We start from the raw sequence: 19,486 nt of genomic DNA on the forward strand, positions 1-19,486 counted from the left end.
TCGCCAGTGACAGCGGCCAGGTCCCCGGCAGTTGGGGGGTGCGGCATCCCCGGCGCACCCCCACGTGGTCAGGCCGACATGAGGAGCCGCCCGCGCCTGGCGTAGGCCAGGGCCTCGGGGGTGAGGACCGGACGCGGCACCAGGATCCCGCAGTCCGCGCAGACCGGACCGGCGGAGGGCTCGTGGTCCAGGTCGTACTTCCAGATGAGGTGCTCCCCTTCGCACACCGGGCAGACCGCACCCGGTTCGCGCTCCAGGGCGGCGATCAGCCGTCGCAGCACCTCGGCGAGTGGTTCGTCGGGATGGACCCGTGGGTCGTCGCACCAGGCCACTCCGAATCCGCCCCAGGTCAGCCGGTGCCAGTCGTCCACGCTGCCCGGGCGGCGCAGCCCGTCGTGCTTCTCCTTCTTGCGGCGCTCCGCGAACTCGCTCTCATAGCCGAGCCACACCGTGCGCGCCTCCTCCAGCTCCTCCAGTGCGCCCACGAGACGCGCTGGATCGGGGGACCGGTCCTCAGGACCGAACCCGGCCCGCGAGCAGAGATGGTCCCAGGTCGCGCGGTGCCCGTAAGGAGCGAACCGCTCCAGGCACTTGCGCAGCGAGTAGCGCCGTAGCGCCAGATCGCACCGTGGGTCTCGCACCTGTCTCGCCAGGCTCCGGAAACCGGCCATCGCCCTGCACCTCCGTCACACCTGCAGCTGTACTTCGGTCACTTCGGCGTCGCCGCACGGGCTCCGCGCGGCGTTGCCGTATAGACGTATCGACACTCGAATCGGCTCCATCCGATTTCCGATGCCGTCCATAAGGCCGCCCGCCTTGACCGACCGCCGGTGACACCGCCGACGCGGGCGACCACTCCAAAACTTGACGCATGTTCATCTTCAATCCCGGGGATACCGGCGGTAACGTCCGGCACCACCCCCGTCGTGAGGAGCTGCCATGCCACGGCGCACCAGACATCACGCGTTGTTCGACAGACTGAGAACTCCCCGCAAGCTCCCCGGGTTCCTGAAAGCCGCATCCGTATGCGTGCTCATCGCCGGGCTGCTCTCCCCGCTGGCCGCGGCGACCCCGGCAGGGGCGGCCACGGCCTCCAACGACTACTGCGGCGGCCAGTGTTCCGACATCCTGCCGCCCGGCGAGAACGGCAACGCCACCCTCGCCCAGATCCTGCTCAACCAGATCTTCGGCACCGAGCCCGACCACGCCGAGGACCAGCTGGGCACCTACAACAGCCTGGCCACGGGCTACTCCACCCTCACCGACGCGAAGATCAACACGTTCTTCAACGACTCGTCGTTCGGGGTCGCGTCCGATCAAGTCGCCTCCACCGAGAAGCCGGCCGGCCGCAGCGACGTCACCATCGTCCGCGACAAGAAGACCGGTGTGCCGCATATCACCGGTACCACCAGATACGGCACGGAGTTCGGCGCGGGATATGCGGCGGCTGAGGACCGGCTGTGGCTCATGGACGTGTTCCGGCACGTCGGCCGCGGCCAGCTCACCACCTTCGCCGGCGGCGCCGCCTCCAACCAGGGCCTGGAGCAGGAGTTCTACCGCAACGCCCCCTACTCCGAGGCCGACCTCCAGGCGCAGATCGACAACGCCGTCGCCAACAACGGCGCCCGCGGCCAGCAGGCCCTCGCCGACGCCGACGCCTACCTCGACGGCATCAACTCCTACATCGATGCCTCCGACAGCGGCCGGTACTTCCCCGGTGAGTACGTGCTGACCGGGCACAAGGACTCGATCACCAACGCCGGCACGATCGACCACTTCAAGATCACCGACCTGGTCGCGCTGGCCTCCGTGATCGGCGCGCTGTTCGGTTCCGGCGGCGGGGGCGAGGTCAACAACGCCATATCGCTGCTCGCCGCCCAGGAGAAGTACGGCGTGACGGAGGGCACCAAGGTCTGGGAGTCGTTCCGCGAGCGCAACGACCCCGAGGCCGTGCTCACCGTGCACAACGGCGAGAGCTTCCCGTACGGCACCAAACCGGACAACCCGCAGGGCGAGGCGCTGCCCGACGCCGGCTCGGTGACCACCGAACCACTGGTCTACAACGCCAGCGGCACCGGCGCCGACCAGAGCGCCACCGCGGCGTCCGAGGCGGCGACCAGGACCGCGCTCAGCTCGGCCAGACGCGGCATGTCCAACGCCCTCGTCGTCAGCGGCAAGTACACCGCGAGCGGCCATCCCATCGCGGTCTTCGGACCGCAGACCGGCTACTTCGCCCCGCAGCTGCTCATGCTCCAGGAGATCCAGGGCCCGGGCATCAGCGCCCGCGGCGCGTCCTTCGCCGGCCTGAGCATGTACGTCGAACTGGGCCGCGGCCAGGACTACGCGTGGTCCGCGACCACCTCCGGGCAGGACATCATCGACTCCTACGCGGTCGAACTCTGCCAGGACGACTACCACTACCTGTTCCACGGCACCTGCACGGCCATGGACGAGGTCGAGCAGACCAACTCCTGGAAGCCCACCACGGCCGACGGCACGGCCGCCGGTTCGTACACCATGAAGGTCTGGAAGACCAAGTACGGCCCCGTCGAATACCGGGCCACCGTCGGCGGGAAGAAGGTCGCCTACACCACCCTGAGATCCTCCTACATGCACGAGGCCGACTCGATCATCGGCTTCCAGATGCTCAACGATCCCGACTACGTGAAGAGCCCGCAGACCTTCCAGAGCGCGGTGCAGCACATCAACTACACCTTCAACTGGTTCTACGCCGACTCCACGCACACCGCGTACTACAACAGCGGCAACAACCCGGTGCGGGCGAGCGGGGTCGACCCCGAGTTCCCGGTCTGGGGTCAGGCCGCCTACGAGTGGCAGAACTGGGACCCGTCCACCAACACGGCCGACTACACCCCGGCCGCCCAGCACCCCCAGTCCATCGACCAGGACTACTACATCTCCTGGAACAACAAACAGGCGCTGAACTACACGACCGCGAGCTGGGGCGACGGTTCGGTCCACCGCGGCAACCTGCTCAACGACCGGGTCAAGAAACTCGTCGCCGCCGGCGGGGTCACCAGATCCGTGCTTGTCAAGGCCATGGCAGACGCGTCGCTCACCGACCTGCGGGCCGAGGACGTGCTGCCGGACCTGCTGAAGGTGGTCAACAGCAGTACGGTGACCGACTCCACGGCCGCCGCGGCCGTCACCAAGCTGCAGACCTGGCTGACCGCGGGCGGCAAGAGAACGGAGACCTCGGCGGGTTCGAAGACGTACGCCAACGCCGACGCCATCCGGATCCTGGACGCCTGGTGGCCGCTGCTGGTGAAGGCCGAGTTCCAGCCCGGCCTCGGTAACGACCTGTACACCGCGTTCACCAACAACCTGTACATCGACGAGACCCCGTCGGCCGCCCACGGACCGACCGGTGCGCATGCCGGCAGCTCCTTCCAGTACGGCTGGTGGAGTTATGTCGACAAGGACATCCGGTCGGTGCTCGGGCAGACCGTGTCGGGACCGCTGGCCGAGCAGTACTGCGGCGGCGGCAGCCTCAGCGCCTGCCGGGACATCCTCATCAGCACCCTGAAGACGGCGGCCGGCACCAGCGCGTCCACCGTCTACCCCGGGGACTCGCTGTGCTCGGCGGGCGACCAGTGGTGCGCCGACTCGATCGTGCAGCGCACCCTGGGCGGCATCAAGCACTACAACATCAGCTGGCAGAACCGCCCGACCTTCCAGCAGGTCGTCGAGTTCACGTCACACCGGTGAGCCGACCGCCGGTGAACCGAGAACCGGCGAGCTGATGCCCCACGGCGGCGGGGTCACCCGATGCGCCCCGCCGCCAGCACCACCCGCGCCAGTTCGGGGTGCACGATGTCGCTGTGCGCCCCGGACGGCGGGCCGCCCCGCTTGACGACCGCCGCCGCGTCGACGTTCACACAGCCCGGCGCGGCGAGCGGACCGCGCAGCGCCGCCGCCAGGTCCAGCGACCGGGTGCCCGGCACCTCCTGGACGCCGTCGTGGCCCATCGCGCCCCACCTGGCACCCAGCATCCGCGCCACGTCCTCGCCCAGCGCCGACTCGCAGTCGTCCGCCATCCGCGAGGCCAGCGGATACAGCGTGCCCAGTGACTGGTCGAAGTGGGAGTAGCAGCACACCAGCGGGCCGTCGATCCGGTTCTGCTGCCCCTGGAGCACGCCGCCGGCACGCGGGTCGTGGGGCAGCCGGGCGGCGAACGCGTAGTGCGAGAACGCCCCTTGCAGCAGGGTCACGGACTTCACCGCGCGCACCCCGTCGGGCAGCCCGCGCAGCGCGAACGACACCAGGCGGCCGCCGAAGCTGTGTCCCACCAGGTGCACCCGCAGGTCCGGTGCCGCCCCGGCCAGCTGCCCGATCACCCGCCCCAGCCCCCGCTCCCCGACGGTCCCCGCGCGCCGCTTCATCGCGTAGTACGCCGCCTGCCGCAGCAGCTCCTTCGCGCCGTCCCAGGGGTCCGGCACCGTGAACCCGGCCCCGCCGCCGTGTCCCCGGAGGGCGGCCAGCGCCGCCGCGAACTCCTCGCACAGGGTGGTGACGTCCCCGCTGAACAGCACGGGCTCGCTCTGCGGGACGCCCTCCGCGAGCGTGTCCGCCGCGAACAGCGGCTGCGGGCCGCCGGGGAGGACCTCGACCAGCACCCGTACCAGCCGCCCGAACTCCTCCAGTTCGCAGGCCGGCCGCTGGTCCAGCAGCCGCGCGAGCTGGTCGACCACGGTGGCCCGCCCCGGGAAGGTCTCCAGGAGCGCGTGCCGGGTGTCCTTGTCGAGGACGGGCGCCTGCGCCTCCTCGGCCTCCGTGGCCACCACCGACTTGGGGAAGTCCGGGATCGGCTCGTCGCAGAACCGCATCGACGGCCAGATCACCCCGGCGTACCCGATCCGTGCCTCCGGCGCGAGCTTCGGGACCGGCGCGAAGAACCGCCGGTACAGGCGGGTCGCGCCCGAGCGGTCGTTGTTCCAGCCGTGCGCGAAGACGATCAGGTCGCGGAGTCCGTGGCCGCCGATCTCGCCCAGCAGCCGGTCGCGTTCGGCGCCGTCCGGGTCCCCGTCCGCGTCGAAGGTCAGTTCCCAGTAGGGAGCCACGCTCATCCCAGGATCCGCCATACCAGGCTCCTCGTGCCCCGAACAGGTGCGATACGGCCGCATCGTCCCGCCACGGGGCAAGCTTGGCCATACACCGCGCCTCACCTGTAGAGGAGAAATTCCTTTCGGATCCGGCGGAATGCGGCCAGTTCGTCCTGCCAGGCGCCGGCGATCTCGTCAGGGCCCGCGCCGGCGTCGACCATCGTGCGCACGCGCGTGGACCCGGTGAGCCTGTCGATCCAGTCGTCCTCGCGCCAGGCGAAACCGCTCCACACCTTCTTCGCGGTGACCAGGAGGCCGATTCCGGTGCGTACCGGGTCGTAGGCGGCCCGGTCGTGCACATGGATCTGCACCCCGCCGACGGTTCGGCCCTGGAACTTGGAGAAGGTGGGCGCGAAGTACGCCTCCCGGAACCGCACACCCGGCAGCGCGAGTCCGTCGGCCGCGGCCGCCCAGCGCGCGTCGATGCCCTCCGCGCCGAGCAGTTCGAAGGGACGGGTGGTCCCGCGGCCCTCGGACAGGTTCGTGCCCTCGAAGAGGCAGGTCCCCGAGTAGACGAGGGCGGTCTCCGGGGTGGGCATGTTGGGACTCGGCGGCACCCAGGGCAGGCCGTACGCGTCGTAGAAGCGCGAGCGGCGCCAGCCCGACATCGGTACGACGTCCAGCGCGACCGGCGGGTCCAGGAACTCCGCGTTGAACAGCCGCGCGAGTTCGCCGACCGTCATCCCGTGCGCCTGCGCGATCGGCTGCCGGCCGACGAAACTGGCGAACTCCCGGTGCAGGACCGGGCCCTCGGCCGCGCGGCCGGTCACCGGGTTCGGGCGGTCGAGGACGACGAAGCGCTTGCCGGCCGACCGGGCGGCCTCCATGCAGTCGTACAGCGTCCAGATGTACGTGTAGAAGCGGGCGCCGACGTCCTGGATGTCGAAGACGACGGTGTCCACGCCGGAGGCGGTGAAGACGTCGGCGAGGGGCCGTCCGCTCTTGAGGTAGGTGTCGTAGACGGGGAGGCCGGTCGCCGGGTCGTCGTAGCGGCCCTCGGAGCCGCCGGCCTGGGCGGTGCCGCGGAAGCCGTGTTCCGGACCGAAGACCGCCGTCAGCGCGACCCGGGGGTCGGCGTGCATGACGTCGACGATGTGGCGGACGTCCTGGGTGACGCCGGTGGGGTTGGTGACGACGCCGACCTTCTGGTCGGCGAGCAGGGCGTAGCCGTCGGCGCAGAGGCGGTCGAACCCGGTCCTGAGGGTGCCGTGGGCGTCGGCCGTGGTCGCCGTGGGCAAGGCTGTCACGGCAGCTGCCGAGGCCGTTGCCGCGGTGAGCAGACTTCGTCTGGAAGGGCGCATGGGGTGGCCTCCGTCGTCGTCCGGGTGCGGGGCGTGGGTGGCGGGTCGCGCGGTTCCCCGCCCCCCTCGGGGGCGGTCGTCGCGTGCCGGACGGCGGGCCCGCGTTCCCGGGGGAGGGCGGTCGTCGCGTGTCCGGACGCCGGCCCCACGCCCTTAGGGGGTGTGACGGTCGCCCTTTTCTCAAACATACCGACCGGTTAGTGTGTCCGTGCTGAGCCGAGTCTGGTCGCGTCGTGTCGAAGGAGACCGATGGTGGGAGCCGTGCAAGATGCCCGAGTCGTCGTCACCGGGGCGGGAGGTGGCATCGGGGCCGCGCTCGCCCGGCGGTTCGCCGCCGAGGGCGCCCGGGTCGCCGTGAACGACCTGGACGGGGACAAGGCGGCCGCCGTCGCCGCGGAGATCGGCGGCATCGCCCTTCCGGGGGACGCGTCCGGCATCGTCGGCGCCGCCCGGGACGCGCTCGGCGGGAGCGTCGACGTCTACTGCGCCAACGCCGGGCTCGGCTCGGGCGGGTCCGAGGCGGCCGACGCGGCCGTGTGGGAGTCCGCCTGGGACGTCAACGTCATGGCGCACGTACGGGCCGCCCAGGAGCTGGTGCCGGAGTGGCTGGAGCGGGGGAGCGGGCGGTTCGTGTCCACCGTGTCCGCGGCCGGGCTGCTCACCATGATCGGGGCCGCCCCCTACAGCGTCACCAAACACGCCGCCTACGCCTTCGCCGAGTGGCTGTCGCTCACCTACCGGCACCGGGGCCTGAAGGTGCACGCCATCTGCCCGCAGGGCGTCCGTACCGACATGCTCGCCGCCACCGGCAGCGCCGGCGACCTGGTGCTGCAGCCGACCGCGATCGAGCCGGACGACGTCGCGGACGCCCTGTTCAAGGGGATGGCCGAGGACCGGTTCCTGATCCTGCCGCACCCCGAGGTCGCCGGTTTCTACCAGGCGCGGGCCGCCGACCCGGACCGCTGGCTGACGAACATGAACCACCTCCAGCAGAAGTGGGAGGCCACCCGGTGACCGTGTCGGAGACCGAGTCGATCTACGCCGCCCGGCCCTGGGTGGGCCTGCTCAACGAGGCCCAGCGCGGGCCGGTCGAGCCGCCCGCCTCGCTGGTGCACGCCCTGCGGGCCGCCGCGGCCGAGGCGCCCGACCGCACCTGCCTCACCTACTTCGACGCCCGCCTCGGCTTCCGCGAGGTCGACGAGCTGAGCGACTCGGTCGCCGCGCATCTCGCCGCACGCGGACTGGAGCGCGGCGACCGGGTGGCCGTCGTCCTCCAGAACTCGCCGCACTTCGTGCTCGCGGTGCTGGGCGCCTGGAAGGCGGGCGCGACCGTCGTGCCGGTCAACCCGATGTACAAGTCGGGAGAGGTCTCGCACGTCCTGCGGGACGCCGAGGCGGCGGCGCTGGTCTGCTCGCAGCGGGCCTGGGAGTCGTACCTGCGCGAGACGGCCGCAGACTCTCCGGTGCGGATCGTGCTCACCGCGAGCGAGCTGGACTTCCAGACGCGTGACGACGCCCGCGTGCTGGCCTTCGAGCGGCTGCCGCAGGCCGCCGACGCCGAGGACCTGGTCGCCGTCGCGCGGCAGGGCGGGACCGCCCCCGAGGGACGGGACCCGGAGCCCTCCGACATCGCCCTGATCAGCTACACCTCGGGCACCAGCGGCACCCCCAAGGGCGCCACCAACCTGCACGGCAACATCATGTACAACGCGGAACGGCAGCGCACCGGGCTCGCACTGCCCGACGCGCCGGTCTACTACGCCCTCGCGCCCCTCTTCCACATCACCGGCATGGTCTGCCAGCTCGGCGCCTGCCTGACCAGCGTGGGCACGCTCGTGCTGACCTACCGCTTCGAGCCGGGCCTGGTCCTCGAGACGTTCGCGGAGCACCGCCCGCAGTACACCGTCGGCCCGTCCACCGCCTTCATGGCCCTGGCCGCGCACCCGGACGTCACCCCGGAACACTTCGCCTCCTTCGTCAACATCTCCTCCGGCGGCGCGCCGCTGCCGCCCGCCCTGGTGGAGAAGTTCCGGGCCGGCTTCGGGCCGTACATCCGCAACGGCTACGGGCTGACCGAGTGCACCGCGCCGTGCGCGTCCGTGCCGCCGGAGCTGGAGGCGCCGGTCGACCCGGTCTCCGGGACCCTCGCGGTCGGGGTGCCCGGCCCCGACACGCTCGTCCGCATCATCGACGACGAGGGCAACGACATGCCCTTCGGCGAGCAGGGCGAGATCGCGGTGCGCGGGCCGCAGGTGGTGCCCGGCTACTGGCGGCGCCCGGAGGCCACCGCCGAGACCTTCCCGGACGGCGAGCTGCGCACCGGCGACATCGGGTTCATGGACCCGCAGGGCTGGCTGTACGTCGTCGACCGGAAGAAGGACATGATCAACGCGTCCGGCTTCAAGGTCTGGCCGCGCGAGGTCGAGGACGTCCTGTACACCCATCCGGCGGTACGCGAGGCGGCCGTGGTCGGGGTGCCGGACGGGTACCGCGGGGAGACCGTCAAGGCCTACATCAGTCTTCGCCCGGGAACTGCAACCGATCCGGACGATCTCGCCCTCTATTGCAAGGAGAGACTGGCCGCTTACAAATATCCGCGCCAGGTGGAGATCCTGCCCGACCTGCCGAAGACGGCAAGTGGGAAGATCCTCCGACGGGAACTGCGTTCCCGACCGCAACACGGTTAGTGGATTTACGAGAAAGGCAGGTGGCGGCAGTGCCCAGGACGACGGACGGAGACGGGGCTCCTGTTCCGCAGCGGCTTCTTGCCGCCGCCACCCGGCTCTTCGCGGAGCAGGGGTACGACCGCACCTCGGTGCAGGAGATCGTGGAGGCGGCCGGCGTCACCAAGGGGGCGCTGTACCACTACTTCGGCTCCAAGGACGATCTCCTGCACGAGGTGTACGCGCGCGTGCTGCGCGTCCAGCAGGAGCGGCTCGACGCCTTCGCGAACGCGGACGAGCCGATCGAGAAGCGGCTGCGGGGCGCGGCGGCGGACGTGGTCGTCACGACCATCGAGAACCTCGACGACGCGTCGATCTTCTTCCGGTCCATGCACCACCTGAGCCCGGAGAAGAACAAGCAGGTGCGCGCCGAGCGCCGGCGCTACCACGAACGCTTCCGCGCGCTCGTCGAGGAGGGCCAGCGCGAGGGCGTCTTCTCCACCGCGACCCCGGCCGACCTCGTCGTCGACTACCACTTCGGCTCGGTCCACCACCTGTCGACCTGGTACCGCCCCGACGGCCCCATGACCCCCCAGCAGGTCGCCGACCACCTGGCCGACCTGCTGCTGCGGGCGCTGCGGCCCTGACCACCGCTCGTCCTGGTGGCTACCGGAAGGTCCTCCCCTTCCGGTACACGGACGCCCACCAGGGCAAGGAGCACGATGCTGAGTTTCATGGACGCCTGCATGCTGTGGCGCCGGATGCCGTTCCCGCGGAGCGGTTCGACCAGGGAGCTGGTCCTCGCGTACGGCGACCTGGCCGGTGTCGACGAGCACGTGACGACGGTGATCGGGTTCGTCGAGAGCGGGAACTTCAAGCCGTCGCAGGCCGACGTTCTGGGGGAACTCCCGGAGCTCATGCGGCGTACCGAGCGGCTCGCCGACGGCGCCACGGGTGCTGATCCGGAGATCGCCCGCTCGCAGCACGCGTACGCGGCCCTGCTGGACCTCGTCCACCGGCAGTACCTCGAAGCGGGCGGTTCGCCCGGGTGAGCGGCCCGGTGCCGAAGTGCGGAAGGCCCCGGCGCGAGCCGGGGCCTTCCCTCTGCTGCCGCTCTCCTACAGGTACTTCTTCAGCTCCCGCCGGGCCAGCGACCGCTGGTGCACCTCGTCCGGGCCGTCGGCGATCATCAGGGTGCGGGCCCCGGCGTACAGGTCGGCCAGCGGGAAGTCCTGGCTGACGCCGCCCGCGCCGTGCAGCTGGATCGCGCGGTCGATGATGCCCACGACCGCACGCGGCGTGGCGATCTTGATGGCCTGGATCTCGGTGTGGGCGCCCCGGTTGCCGACGGTGTCCATCAGCCAGGCCGTCTTGAGGACCAGCAGCCGCAGCTGCTCGACCGTCACCCGGGCGTCGGCGATCCAGTTGTGCACCACGCCCTGCTGGGCGAGCGCCTTGCCGAAGGCCTGGCGGGAGACAGCCCGGCGGCACATCAGCTCGATCGCCCGCTCGGCCATGCCGATCAGCCGCATGCAGTGGTGGATCCGGCCCGGGCCGAGCCGCGCCTGGGCGATGGCGAAGCCGCCGCCCTCCTCGCCGACCAGGTTCGACACCGGCACCCGCGCGTGGTCGAAGACCACCTCGGCGTGGCCGCCGTGGTAGTGGTCCTCGTAGCCGAAGACCTTCATCGCGCGCTTCACGGTGACGCCCGGGGTGTCGCGCGGGACCAGCACCATGGACTGCTGGCGCCGGATGTCGCCGCCGTCCGGGTCGGTCTTGCCCATCACGATGAAGATCTTGCAGTCCGGGTTCATCGCCCCGGAGATGTACCACTTGCGGCCGGTGATGACGTACTCGTCGCCGTCCCGCTCGATGTACGTGGTGATGTTGGTGGCGTCGGAGGAGGCCACCTCCGGCTCGGTCATGGCGAACGCCGAGCGGATCTCACCGGCGAGCAGCGGCTCCAGCCACTGCTTCTTCTGCGCGTCGTCGGCGAACTGGGCCAGCACCTCCATGTTGCCCGTGTCCGGGGCCGCGCAGTTCAGCGCGGTGGGCGCCAGGTGCGGGGAGCGGCCGGTGATCTCGGCGAGCGGCGCGTACTGGAGGTTGGTGAGACCGGCGCCGTACTCGGCGTCGGGCAGGAAGAGGTTCCACAGGCCCTGCCTGCGCGCCTCGGCCTTCAGTTCCTCGACCACGGCCGGGGTGTCCCACGGCGAGGCCAGTTCGGCCCGCTGCTCCTCGGCGACCGCCTCGGCCGGGTAGACGTACTCGTCCATGAAGGCGAGCAGCTTGGCGCGCAGTTCCTCGGTGCGCGCGTCGAACGCGAAGTCCATGGCCGGTCAGCCTTCCTGAAGAGTGGTCAGTCCGTGGTCGATGAAGACGGGGACGAGGTCGCCGATCCGGTCGAAGCCACGCCCGAGCGTCTGGCCCTGCGTGTACCGGTAGTGGATGCCCTCCAGGATCACGGCGAGCTTGAACCAGGCGAACGCCGTGTACCAGGAGATGTTCGAGACGTCCCGCCCGGAGCGGGCCGCGTACCGCTCGACCAGCTCCCGCGGCTCCGGGTGGCCCGGCGCCTCGGCGGTCGTCGACACCGGCGAGTCCGGCGCGCCGAGCGGCAGGCTGTACATCACCAGCAGGCCCAGGTCGGTCAGCGGGTCACCGAGGGTCGACATCTCCCAGTCGAGGATCGCTCTGATCCTGTCGTCGTCGCCGATCAGGACGTTGTCGAGGCGGTAGTCGCCGTGGATCACCGTGGGCGCGGGGGATGCGGGCAGGCGGCGGCCCAGGGTCGCGTGCAGCTCGTCGATGCCGGCCAGCTCGCGGTTGCGGGAGGCGTCCAGCTGCTTGCCCCAGCGGCGGAGCTGGCGGTCCAGGAAACCCTCCGGGCGGCCGAAGTCGGCGAGGCCGACCGCCGCGGGGTCCACCGCGTGCAGCTCGACGAGCGTGTCCACCAGGGACAGCACGGCGTTGCGGGTGCGCTCGGGGCCGAGCGGGGCGAGCTGGTCGGAGGTGCGGTAGGGGGTGCCGTCCACGAACTCCATCACGTAGAACGGCGCGCCGAGGACGTCCTCGTCCTCGCAGAGCAGCACCGGGCGCGGCACCGGGACCTCGGTCGGGTACAGCGCGCTGATCACCCGGTGCTCGCGCCGCATGTCGTGCGCGGTGGCCAGGACGTGCCCGAGCGGCGGCCGCCGTACGACCCACTTCGAGGCGGAGTCGGAGACCGCGTAGGTGAGGTTCGACCGTCCGCCCTCGATCAGCCTTCCGGTCAGCGGACCGGTCACCAGACCGGGGTGCTCGCGGTCCAGCAGGCCGCGCAGCCGGTCGAGGTCGAGTCCGGGCGGGTGGTCGGGGCTCATGCATCGCTCCTACGAACGAATGAACAGGACCCCACTCATGATGCCGACCAGTCGGTATGTCGTCCAGCGCGAGAGCCAAACGTGACCGGGACCACCCTACGGCCCGCGCGGCACGCGACGGGTCCCCGCCTGTGCGGGGCGGGGACCCGTCACGGGCGGGGGCGGCTCAGTGGCCGTCCCAGCGGCGGCTCAGTGGTCGTCCCAGTGGCCGTTGTGCTCGGCATGCCGGTGGCCGTCGTGCAGGTAGTCGATGTGGTCGCCGTGCAGCACGCCGGTGTGCCCGCAGCCGTCGCCGTGCCGGTGTTCGTGTGCCTCGTGGGTGACGTGACCGTCCGGCTCGCACTCGTCCCAGTGGCCGCCGTGCTCGCGGTGCAGATGACCGTTGTGCGCGTAGTCGACGTGGTCGCCGTGCGGCACCTGGTCGTGCCCGCAGTCCGGGCCGTGGCTGTGGCCGTGCGCGGCGTGTTCCTGGTGCAGGGTGGTCATGGTGCTCGCCTTCGGGGGTGCCGGTTCAGGGGTGTGGCGTGATGCCGACGGACAGGCTGCCACGCAAACGGCACATATGCGGGCATCCCGGTTGCGTGGCGTCCGAGTACCCCTGAGGGTCGGTTGCATGAAAGCCATCAGCTACAGCCGGTACGGCGGCCCCGAGGTACTGGAGTACGGCGAGGTCAAGGACCCGAAGGTCGCCCCCGACTCGGTGCTGGTGAAGGTCCGGGCCGCGGCCGTCAACCCGGTCGACTGGAAGTGCCGTGAGGGCCACCTGCACGGCATCTTGGACGCCGTCTTCCCGGTGGTCCCCGGCTGGGACGTCTCCGGCGTCGTCGTCCAGCCGGGCCCCGCCGTCACCGAGTTCGCGGTCGGCGACGAGGTGATCGGCTACGTCCGTGAGGACTTCCTCTCCCGGGGCACCCTCGCCGAGTACGTCGCCGCCCCGGTGCGCACCCTCGCCCGCAAGCCGCGCAACCTCACCTTCGAACAGGCGTCCGGGCTGCCACTGGCCGGCCTCACCGCCTACCAGGTGCTGGTCCACGCCCTGGAGGTCAAGCGCGGCGAGACGGTCCTGGTGCACGCCGCCGCCGGCGGGGTCGGTTCGCTCGCCGTCCAGATCGCTGCGCACCTCGGCGCCCGGGTCATCGGCACCGCGAGCGAGCGCAACCACGACTTCGTCCGCGGCCTCGGCGGCGAACCGGTGAGCTACGGCGCGGGCCTGGCCGAACGCGTGCGGGGACTGGCCCCCGAGGGTGTCGCCGCCATCCTCGATACCGTCGGCGGGGAGACCCTGACCGTCTCCGCGAACCTGCTCGCCCCCGAGGGCCGGATGGCCTCGATCGCCGACCCGGACGTCGTCGACTTCGGCGGCCGCTACTGCTGGGCGCGACCCGACGCCGAGGACCTGACCCGGCTCACCACGCTCGCGGAGCAGGGCGCGATCACCGTCCATGTCGCCGAGACGTTTCCGCTGAAGGCCGCGGCCGACGCGCAGCGCCGCAGCCAGGAGGGGCGGACCCGGGGCAAGCTGGTCGTCACCGTGGACTGGCCGGAGGAGGGCGAGGAGGGCTGAGACGGGGGCTACACGACCAGCGCGGCGGCGCACAGGGCGATGGCGACGGTGCACAGCACGGCTCCGGCCGCCTGCCGGGGCGTCAGCGCCGCGGGGCGGCCGGTGACCGCGAGGGCACGGATACGGCGGTGGGCGGCCAGCAGGAAGCCCAGCCAGAACACGCAGCAGGCGGCGCAGGCGACGACCCCGGCGGCCGAGGTTCCGCCGTGCAGGGCGGTCTTCGCCCCGAGCACGGCGGCGACGGTCGCCGACAGGGTCGTACGGCGCCAGGCCAGCCGGGTCCGCTCCGGCTGAAGCCCGGGGTCGCGGTCCGGCTGCGTCATCACTCCCACCCGACGAGCACGACGACGACCATCGCGACGGCGACCACCGCGACGACCACGCTGAGCAGTGCCGGGAACCGGGACACCGGGAGGTCCTCGCCGCGCCGCATCGCGCGCTCGCAGCGCATCCAGTGGTTCACGGCGCGCAGCGAGCACAGGACGCCCGCGGCGAGCAGCGCGAGGGCGAGGCCGACGCGCCAGCCGCGGCCGAGGTCGGGCAGGAACTGGTCCACGGCGAATCCGCCGCCGATGAGGGCGAGCGCGGTGCGCAGCCAGGCGAGGAAGGTCCGCTCGTTGGCGAGGGAGAAACGGTAGTCGGGGGTCGTTCCTTCGCGCCGCACCTCTTCGGGGGCGAACCACAAACGGACGTTCCGCGCGAATTCGATCACGTGCCGGAAGCCTACCGGGGGGCCGCGGCCGTCCGGCTGCGGGTCGGTGGGGGCCGGCCCCGCAGTTCCTCCCCCAGCCTTCGGCCGGGGGGGGGGGTATCCCGGCGCCCCTTACGGAGCGCTGCACAGCCACCCGGCTGCGGGGAGGCGTGCCACAGGGCGGCACGGGTCGGCGCTGGGGGTCCCTCCGGCCGAAGGCCGGGGGAGGCACCCGGCCGGCGCCGGCGGGCGTCCCCGCCGCCGCCTCAGCCCCGATGTGCCCGCAGCCGATCCCACGCCGCCAGCCCGTCCGGTACCCACGCCCACGCCCCGAGCCGTGACACCAGTTCCTCCTCGGTCAGGAAGTCGTGCCACGCCACCTCCTCCACCTGCGGGCGTACCGGCAGCTCGCAGCGCACCTCGTACACCGCCGACCACCAGCTGAGCCCGGCGCCGTCCTCGTACAGGAACTTGAAGAGGAACGTGGGGCGGGGGAGGCCGGAGACGCCGAGTTCCTCCTCGGCCTCTCTCAGCGCCGCGTCGTCGTAGGACTCGCCCGCGCCGACCACACCGCCGACGAACATGTCGTACAGGGACGGGAAGACCAGCTTGGTCGCGGTGCGGCGGTGGACGAAGACGCGGCCGGCGGCGTCGCGGGCCTGGATGAAGACGCAGCGGTGGCGCAGGCCCCGGGCGTACGCCTCACCGCGCGGGGACACGCCGATCACCTGGTCGTTCTCGTCGACGATGTCGAGGATTTCGTCAGCAGCGCTCATGCCGTCATCCAAGCAGGCGGACGGCCGTCGGCGTCAGCGCGGCTGGAGGTCCAGCGACGGCTCCTTCGGCGCCGTGCCACGGGGCATCGCCGGGTGCAGCCCGAGCAGCACGATGCCCGCCACGATCGCCGCGAGCCCCGCCGCCTCCCAGGCCAGCGCCCCGGTGTCGGTGCGCAGCCGGTCCCCGAGGAAGCCGACCCCGCACAGGATGCCGGCCAGCGGCTGGGCCGCGGTGAGCGCGGGCAGCGAGTTGCGCAGCTCCGCCGTCTCGAACGCGCTCTGGACGAGGATCAGCCCGGTGACCCCGAGCACCAGCACGCCGTACGGCTGCCAGCCGGTCAGCACCTCCATGATGCCGCCCTCGGAGAAGCGGGTGCTGGTGACCCGGGTGAGGGCGTCCTGTACGCCGTAGAGCAGACCGGCGGCGAGGGCGAGGAGGGTGGGTCCCGCGCTCAGGCGTGACCGCTTGGCGTAGGTCGTGAGCAGCAGGGCTATGCCGACCATCACGCCGATGATCAGCCAGTGGCGCAGCGGGTTGGTGACGGCGTCGCCGCCGCGCGGCTGGCCCGCCAGGATGAACGAGGTCACCCCGCCCGCCAGCAGCACGAGGCCCGCCCAGCCCTGGTGGCTGAGGGGGTGCTTGGTCTGGTGCCGGGAGAGCGCGAGGGCGAACAGCAGGTTCGTCGCGAGCAGAGGCTCCACCAGGGAGATCTCGCCCTTGCCGAGGGCGATCGCGCCGAGGACCATGCCGGCCACCATCAGGCCGATACCGCCGAGCCAGCGCGGCACCCGCATCAGGTCCAACAGCAGCCGGGGCGAGAGGAAGTCGCTGAGCGGTGCCTTCTGGGCGACGTTCTGCTGGAGCACGAACCCGAAGCCCAGGCAACAGGCCGCGCTCACGGCGAGAATCAGAACCAGAACGGACACGCTGCGTACCTCGATCTGCGGCCGGGTTACGGAGTGCGTAGTGGCCGACTGTAGCGCTCCCGGACAGGGATTGCTCCGGGAGTACCCGGAACCGGGCGGTTGACTCGGTCACGCCGCCCGGGTCGTACCCGGCGGGCGGATCGGGGCGGCGGCGGGACCCTACGGCCATGGTCCGCCGCCCGGGCCGCCGGCGCCATGGCGTACGCCACAACCGGAACCCGGGGGCCCACCGCCACCGTACGCCAACCGGGCCACGGCGCGCGTCAAGTTCCGCTTCGTGCTGGGTAGTTGAACGGGGTACCAGCCCCGTCCAGCTTGACGCAAAGTCTTGGCTGGGGGTTTGCTGTGCGTGATCGGCCGATGGCAGCCCGACAACCAGGAAGTCCCGCGGTGCCCCCAACCCCGCCCCTCTTAGGCCCAGGCCCGGCCGTCGCAGGCCCCGCCCCGGCCGTCGCCGACGGTCCCCGCGCGAACCGCGCGCCGGCGCACCCCCGGTGCGAGCACTGTCCCGACGACGCCCTCGACGACGTCGAACTCATCTCCGCGCGAGCCGCGTTGGCCCAGGGCCGCTGGCAGTCCGCCCGCTCCCTGTTGCTCCACACGGGTGACGACTGGGACCGCCGCGGCCACCGGGCGACCGTCCTCGCCGGCGAGCCCTACGCCATCGCCTGGGCCCGCGAGTGGCTGCTCGCCGAGCCCGGCTCCGCCGGCGCCGCCACCCTGTACGCCCTGACCCTGGTCCGGCGGGCCCTGCGCGGCAAGGAGGAGCCCGAGCGGGCCCGCGAGGCCTGCGCCGGCGCCGCCGCGCTCGCCCCGGCGGACCCGACCCCCTGGCTCGGCCTCCTGCTGCTCGCCCGCCACCTGGGCACCGACGAGGAGACGCGCCGTGTCTTCGGCGAGGTGCGCCGCCGCCATCCCGAGCACCACCACGCACACCACCTGATGGCGGCCCGGATCGCGGAGACCGAGACCCGGGGCACGTACGAGCTGCGCGCCTTCGCGGAACGCGCCGCGGCCGAGGCCCCGGCCGACTCCCCGCTCGCCGTCCTGCCGGTCGTGGCCCACACCGAACGCCACCGGGTGCTCGCCGCCACCGGCCGGGCCCCCGCCGACCCGGCCGCCGCCGGGCACTGGTCCGAACCGTCCGCGCTGCGCGCCCTGGGGGCCGCCTTCGACTGGTGGCTGGAGTGGGGGATCGAGGACCATCCCCGCCGGTACGTCGACCTCAACCACCTCGCGCACGCCACCTTCGGCGCCGGCCGGTACGCCGAGGCCGCGGCCCTCTTCCAGCGGATCGGCCGCCACGTCACCGCGGCACCCTGGTCGTATCCGGACCGGGAGCCGTGCGGGGCGTTCCGGGCGGCCCGGGAGCGGACGCTGGGAGGCTGAGCGGAACTTCATGAGAAGAGGTTGTGGATTCCTTACGGCCGCCGGATTCCGTGGCCGAGCACGTCCCGATGGTGTTCGAATGAGTGGGTGAACTCTGAACAGTCCGACGAGCCGCGGCGCACGGAGGAGGGCACCCCGGTCGGCCGCCGGGTGTTCCTCGGCACCATCGGCCTCGGCGCGCTCGGCCTGGTGACCGCCCCGGTGCTGCAACGCATGACCGAGACGGTCCTCGGCGCCTTCTCCGGCAAGGACCCCACGGGCCTGACCGGACTCCTCCCGAACGGCGGCGGCTTCCGCTACTACTCGGTGACCGGGTCCGTGCCGGACAAGACCGCCGCGAACTACCAGCTGAAGATCGACGGCCTGGTCGACAAGCCGCGGACGTACACCCTGGCCGACCTGCGGGCCCTGCCGCAGACCAGGCTGGTCAAGGACGTCCAGTGCGTGACCGGCTGGCGGGTCCCCGACACGCCCTTCGAGGGCGTCCGCCTCTCCCACCTGCTGGACCTGGCGGGTGTCCGGGACAGCGCCAAGGCGATCCACTTCACCTGCTTCGACGGCGCCTACACCGAGAGCCTCACCCTCGACCAGGCGCGCCGGTCGGACGTCCTGGTCGCGCTGCGCATGCAGAACAAGGAGATCACCCACGACCACGGCGGCCCGGTCCGCCTCTACGTCGCCCCCATGTACTTCTACAAGTCGGCCAAGTGGCTCTCCGGCATCACGGTCACCGACAAGGTCGAACCGGGGTACTGGGAGCACCTCGGCTACGACGTCGACGCCTGGGTCGGCCGTTCGAACGGACGTGACGATGACCCTACGAGCTGAGGCCCCGGTCGCCACCGGCCGGCTGTACCGCTTCACCCCGGCGGAGCGCTGGATCCACCGCACGACGGCGCTGCTGATGGGACTCTGCGTCGCCACGGCCGCCTGCCTCTACGTCCCGCAGCTGGCGATCCTCGTCGGCCGCCGCGAACTGGTCGTCCGCATCCACGAGTGCGCGGGGCTCGCCCTTCCGGTCCCGGTCGTCCTGGGCCTCGCCTCCCGCGCCTTCCGCCGGGACCTCGGCTTCCTGAACCGCTTCGGCCCGCACGACAAGCTGTGGCTGGCCGCCGCCCTGAGTCGCGACAAGCGCCCGTCCTCCCGGCCTGCGGGCAAGTTCAACGCCGGCCAGAAGATCTACGCGAACTGGATCGCGGGCGCGACCCTCGTCATGCTCGCCACCGGTCTCCTGATGTGGTTCACCCACCTCACCCCGCTGATGTGGCGCACCTCGGCCACCTTCGTCCACGACTGGCTGGCCCTCACCATCGGCGTCGTCCTGGCCGGCCACATCGGCATGGCGCTCGGCGACCCGGAAGCGAGACGAGGCCTGCGCACGGGCTCGGTGAGCCGCGAGTGGGCCAAACGCGAACATCCACTGTGGCGGCCGTAGCCGCGCGGGGCCGTCGAACGAGTTCGGACGGGGTCTCGCGCCCCGCCGGACATCACCGTCGTGGCTGACTGCCGTTGCGGCGGGGTGAAGGGCGGGACTTGCACGGGCCGCAGGCAGTGCTTCGAGGGCATGTCCGGCACCGCCGAACACGACGACGGTGGCTGACTGCCGTTGCGGCGGGGTGAAGGGCGGGACTTGCACGGGCCGCAGGCAGTGCTTCGAGGGCATGTCCGGCACCGCCGAACACGACGACGC

At 71.8% G+C, this 19,486-nt stretch carries 19 protein-coding genes; 9 read left to right on the forward strand and 10 right to left on the reverse strand.

Features of this window, described 5'->3' with window-relative positions:
- Window positions 1-68: 68 nt before the first annotated feature.
- Window positions 69-671, reverse strand: coding sequence for a hypothetical protein (locus AB0472_RS03110; RefSeq protein ID WP_366352897.1), 603 nt, complete (start codon window positions 669-671; stop codon window positions 69-71).
- A gap of 268 nt (window positions 672-939) precedes the next feature.
- Here AB0472_RS03110 and AB0472_RS03115 point away from each other — a divergent pair, with 268 nt between their 5' ends.
- Window positions 940-3,729 carry a penicillin acylase family protein gene (locus tag AB0472_RS03115; RefSeq protein WP_366352899.1) on the forward strand — a complete coding sequence of 930 codons (2,790 nt, stop codon included), beginning with the start codon at window positions 940-942 and terminating at the stop codon, window positions 3,727-3,729.
- 53 nt (window positions 3,730-3,782) lie between these two features.
- On the opposite strand, the gene AB0472_RS03120 is transcribed toward AB0472_RS03115, so the two are convergent.
- Together AB0472_RS03120 and AB0472_RS03125 are read right to left on the reverse strand one after the other, a co-directional pair.
- Window positions 3,783-5,102, reverse strand: coding sequence for a serine-threonine protein kinase (locus AB0472_RS03120; RefSeq protein WP_366352900.1), 1,320 nt, complete (start codon window positions 5,100-5,102; stop codon window positions 3,783-3,785).
- 80 nt (window positions 5,103-5,182) lie between these two features.
- Complete coding sequence (locus AB0472_RS03125; RefSeq protein ID WP_366352902.1) at window positions 5,183-6,424, reverse strand: DUF1343 domain-containing protein; 1,242 nt, start codon at window positions 6,422-6,424, stop codon at window positions 5,183-5,185.
- 249 nt (window positions 6,425-6,673) lie between these two features.
- On the opposite strand from AB0472_RS03125, the gene AB0472_RS03130 reads away from it, so the two are divergent.
- The 4 genes from AB0472_RS03130 to AB0472_RS03145 all read left to right on the forward strand — a co-directional run bounded on the left by AB0472_RS03130 (window position 6,674) and on the right by AB0472_RS03145 (window position 10,139).
- A complete protein-coding gene (locus AB0472_RS03130) occupies window positions 6,674-7,438 on the forward strand; it encodes an SDR family oxidoreductase (protein ID WP_366352904.1) in 765 nt (254 codons plus the stop codon).
- Complete coding sequence (locus AB0472_RS03135; protein WP_366352905.1) at window positions 7,435-9,111, forward strand: AMP-binding protein; 1,677 nt, start codon at window positions 7,435-7,437, stop codon at window positions 9,109-9,111. Before AB0472_RS03130 ends, AB0472_RS03135 begins: the two co-directional genes overlap by 4 nt.
- A 29-nt stretch (window positions 9,112-9,140) precedes the next feature.
- Window positions 9,141-9,734, forward strand: coding sequence for a TetR/AcrR family transcriptional regulator (locus AB0472_RS03140; protein ID WP_366352906.1), 594 nt, complete (start codon window positions 9,141-9,143; stop codon window positions 9,732-9,734).
- A gap of 75 nt (window positions 9,735-9,809) precedes the next feature.
- Window positions 9,810-10,139 carry a hypothetical protein gene (locus tag AB0472_RS03145; protein WP_366352908.1) on the forward strand — a complete coding sequence of 110 codons (330 nt, stop codon included), beginning with the start codon at window positions 9,810-9,812 and terminating at the stop codon, window positions 10,137-10,139.
- A 66-nt stretch (window positions 10,140-10,205) separates the two neighbouring features.
- Here the strand turns inward: AB0472_RS03145 and AB0472_RS03150 are convergent, their stop codons facing one another.
- The 3 genes from AB0472_RS03150 to AB0472_RS03160 all read right to left on the reverse strand — a co-directional run bounded on the left by AB0472_RS03150 (window position 10,206) and on the right by AB0472_RS03160 (window position 12,935).
- Window positions 10,206-11,420, reverse strand: a complete 1,215-nt coding sequence (locus AB0472_RS03150; RefSeq protein WP_366352910.1) for an acyl-CoA dehydrogenase family protein — start codon at window positions 11,418-11,420, stop codon at window positions 10,206-10,208.
- Between the two features lie 6 nt (window positions 11,421-11,426).
- On the reverse strand, window positions 11,427-12,449 hold the full coding sequence (locus AB0472_RS03155; protein ID WP_366352912.1) for a phosphotransferase family protein: 1,023 nt from the start codon (window positions 12,447-12,449) through the stop codon (window positions 11,427-11,429).
- 189 nt (window positions 12,450-12,638) lie between these two features.
- The gene (locus AB0472_RS03160) at window positions 12,639-12,935 is read right to left on the reverse strand and encodes a hypothetical protein (RefSeq protein ID WP_366352913.1); all 297 of its coding nucleotides are present in this window, start codon (window positions 12,933-12,935) and stop codon (window positions 12,639-12,641) included.
- A 127-nt stretch (window positions 12,936-13,062) separates the two neighbouring features.
- On the opposite strand from AB0472_RS03160, the gene AB0472_RS03165 reads away from it, so the two are divergent.
- Entirely contained in the window at window positions 13,063-14,013 is a 951-nt protein-coding gene (locus AB0472_RS03165; protein ID WP_366352915.1) for an NADP-dependent oxidoreductase, read from the forward strand.
- A gap of 8 nt (window positions 14,014-14,021) precedes the next feature.
- Here the strand turns inward: AB0472_RS03165 and AB0472_RS03170 are convergent, their stop codons facing one another.
- The 4 genes from AB0472_RS03170 to AB0472_RS03185 all read right to left on the reverse strand — a co-directional run bounded on the left by AB0472_RS03170 (window position 14,022) and on the right by AB0472_RS03185 (window position 16,407).
- Window positions 14,022-14,336 (reverse strand): DUF202 domain-containing protein, encoded by a 315-nt coding sequence (locus tag AB0472_RS03170; RefSeq protein ID WP_366352917.1) that lies wholly within the window; start codon window positions 14,334-14,336, stop codon window positions 14,022-14,024.
- Window positions 14,336-14,725: a DUF202 domain-containing protein gene (locus AB0472_RS03175; RefSeq protein WP_366352919.1), complete on the reverse strand. Its 390-nt coding sequence runs from the start codon at window positions 14,723-14,725 to the stop codon at window positions 14,336-14,338. The genes AB0472_RS03170 and AB0472_RS03175 overlap by 1 nt, the downstream gene beginning before the upstream one ends.
- 245 nt (window positions 14,726-14,970) lie before the next feature.
- Window positions 14,971-15,480, reverse strand: a complete 510-nt coding sequence (locus AB0472_RS03180) for an NUDIX domain-containing protein (RefSeq protein WP_366352921.1) — start codon at window positions 15,478-15,480, stop codon at window positions 14,971-14,973.
- A 33-nt stretch (window positions 15,481-15,513) separates the two neighbouring features.
- Complete coding sequence (locus tag AB0472_RS03185; RefSeq protein WP_366352923.1) at window positions 15,514-16,407, reverse strand: DMT family transporter; 894 nt, start codon at window positions 16,405-16,407, stop codon at window positions 15,514-15,516.
- Window positions 16,408-16,962: 555 nt separating this feature from the next.
- On the opposite strand from AB0472_RS03185, the gene AB0472_RS03190 reads away from it, so the two are divergent.
- The 3 genes from AB0472_RS03190 to AB0472_RS03200 all read left to right on the forward strand — a co-directional run bounded on the left by AB0472_RS03190 (window position 16,963) and on the right by AB0472_RS03200 (window position 19,231).
- Complete coding sequence (locus AB0472_RS03190; RefSeq protein ID WP_366352924.1) at window positions 16,963-17,796, forward strand: hypothetical protein; 834 nt, start codon at window positions 16,963-16,965, stop codon at window positions 17,794-17,796.
- An 87-nt stretch (window positions 17,797-17,883) separates the two neighbouring features.
- Entirely contained in the window at window positions 17,884-18,624 is a 741-nt protein-coding gene (locus tag AB0472_RS03195; protein WP_366352926.1) for a molybdopterin-dependent oxidoreductase, read from the forward strand.
- Window positions 18,608-19,231 (forward strand): cytochrome b/b6 domain-containing protein, encoded by a 624-nt coding sequence (locus tag AB0472_RS03200; RefSeq protein WP_366352928.1) that lies wholly within the window; start codon window positions 18,608-18,610, stop codon window positions 19,229-19,231. Before AB0472_RS03195 ends, AB0472_RS03200 begins: the two co-directional genes overlap by 17 nt.
- Window positions 19,232-19,486: the final 255 nt, after the last annotated feature.

The sequence above is a fragment of the Streptomyces sp. NPDC086777 genome, from assembly GCF_040702065.1.
Classification (GTDB): Bacteria; Actinomycetota; Actinomycetes; order Streptomycetales; family Streptomycetaceae; genus Streptomyces.

What these genes read in the sequence shown, in the direction of transcription:
- AB0472_RS03150 (WP_366352910.1), bottom strand. Translation starts at nt 11,420, where the DNA reads ATGGACTTCGCGTTCGACGCGCGCACCGAGGAACTGCGCGCCAAGCTG.
- AB0472_RS03170 (WP_366352917.1), bottom strand. Translation starts at nt 14,336, where the DNA reads ATGACGCAGCCGGACCGCGACCCCGGGCTTCAGCCGGAGCGGACCCGG.
- AB0472_RS03165 (WP_366352915.1), top strand. Translation starts at nt 13,063, where the DNA reads ATGAAAGCCATCAGCTACAGCCGGTACGGCGGCCCCGAGGTACTGGAG.
- AB0472_RS03200 (WP_366352928.1), top strand. Translation starts at nt 18,608, where the DNA reads ATGACCCTACGAGCTGAGGCCCCGGTCGCCACCGGCCGGCTGTACCGC.
- AB0472_RS03110 (WP_366352897.1), bottom strand. Translation starts at nt 671, where the DNA reads ATGGCCGGTTTCCGGAGCCTGGCGAGACAGGTGCGAGACCCACGGTGC.
- AB0472_RS03180 (WP_366352921.1), bottom strand. Translation starts at nt 15,480, where the DNA reads ATGAGCGCTGCTGACGAAATCCTCGACATCGTCGACGAGAACGACCAG.
- AB0472_RS03160 (WP_366352913.1), bottom strand. Translation starts at nt 12,935, where the DNA reads ATGACCACCCTGCACCAGGAACACGCCGCGCACGGCCACAGCCACGGC.
- AB0472_RS03125 (WP_366352902.1), bottom strand. Translation starts at nt 6,424, where the DNA reads ATGCGCCCTTCCAGACGAAGTCTGCTCACCGCGGCAACGGCCTCGGCA.
- AB0472_RS03155 (WP_366352912.1), bottom strand. Translation starts at nt 12,449, where the DNA reads ATGAGCCCCGACCACCCGCCCGGACTCGACCTCGACCGGCTGCGCGGC.
- AB0472_RS03120 (WP_366352900.1), bottom strand. Translation starts at nt 5,102, where the DNA reads ATGGCGGATCCTGGGATGAGCGTGGCTCCCTACTGGGAACTGACCTTC.
- AB0472_RS03115 (WP_366352899.1), top strand. Translation starts at nt 940, where the DNA reads ATGCCACGGCGCACCAGACATCACGCGTTGTTCGACAGACTGAGAACT.
- AB0472_RS03145 (WP_366352908.1), top strand. Translation starts at nt 9,810, where the DNA reads ATGCTGAGTTTCATGGACGCCTGCATGCTGTGGCGCCGGATGCCGTTC.
- AB0472_RS03130 (WP_366352904.1), top strand. Translation starts at nt 6,674, where the DNA reads ATGGTGGGAGCCGTGCAAGATGCCCGAGTCGTCGTCACCGGGGCGGGA.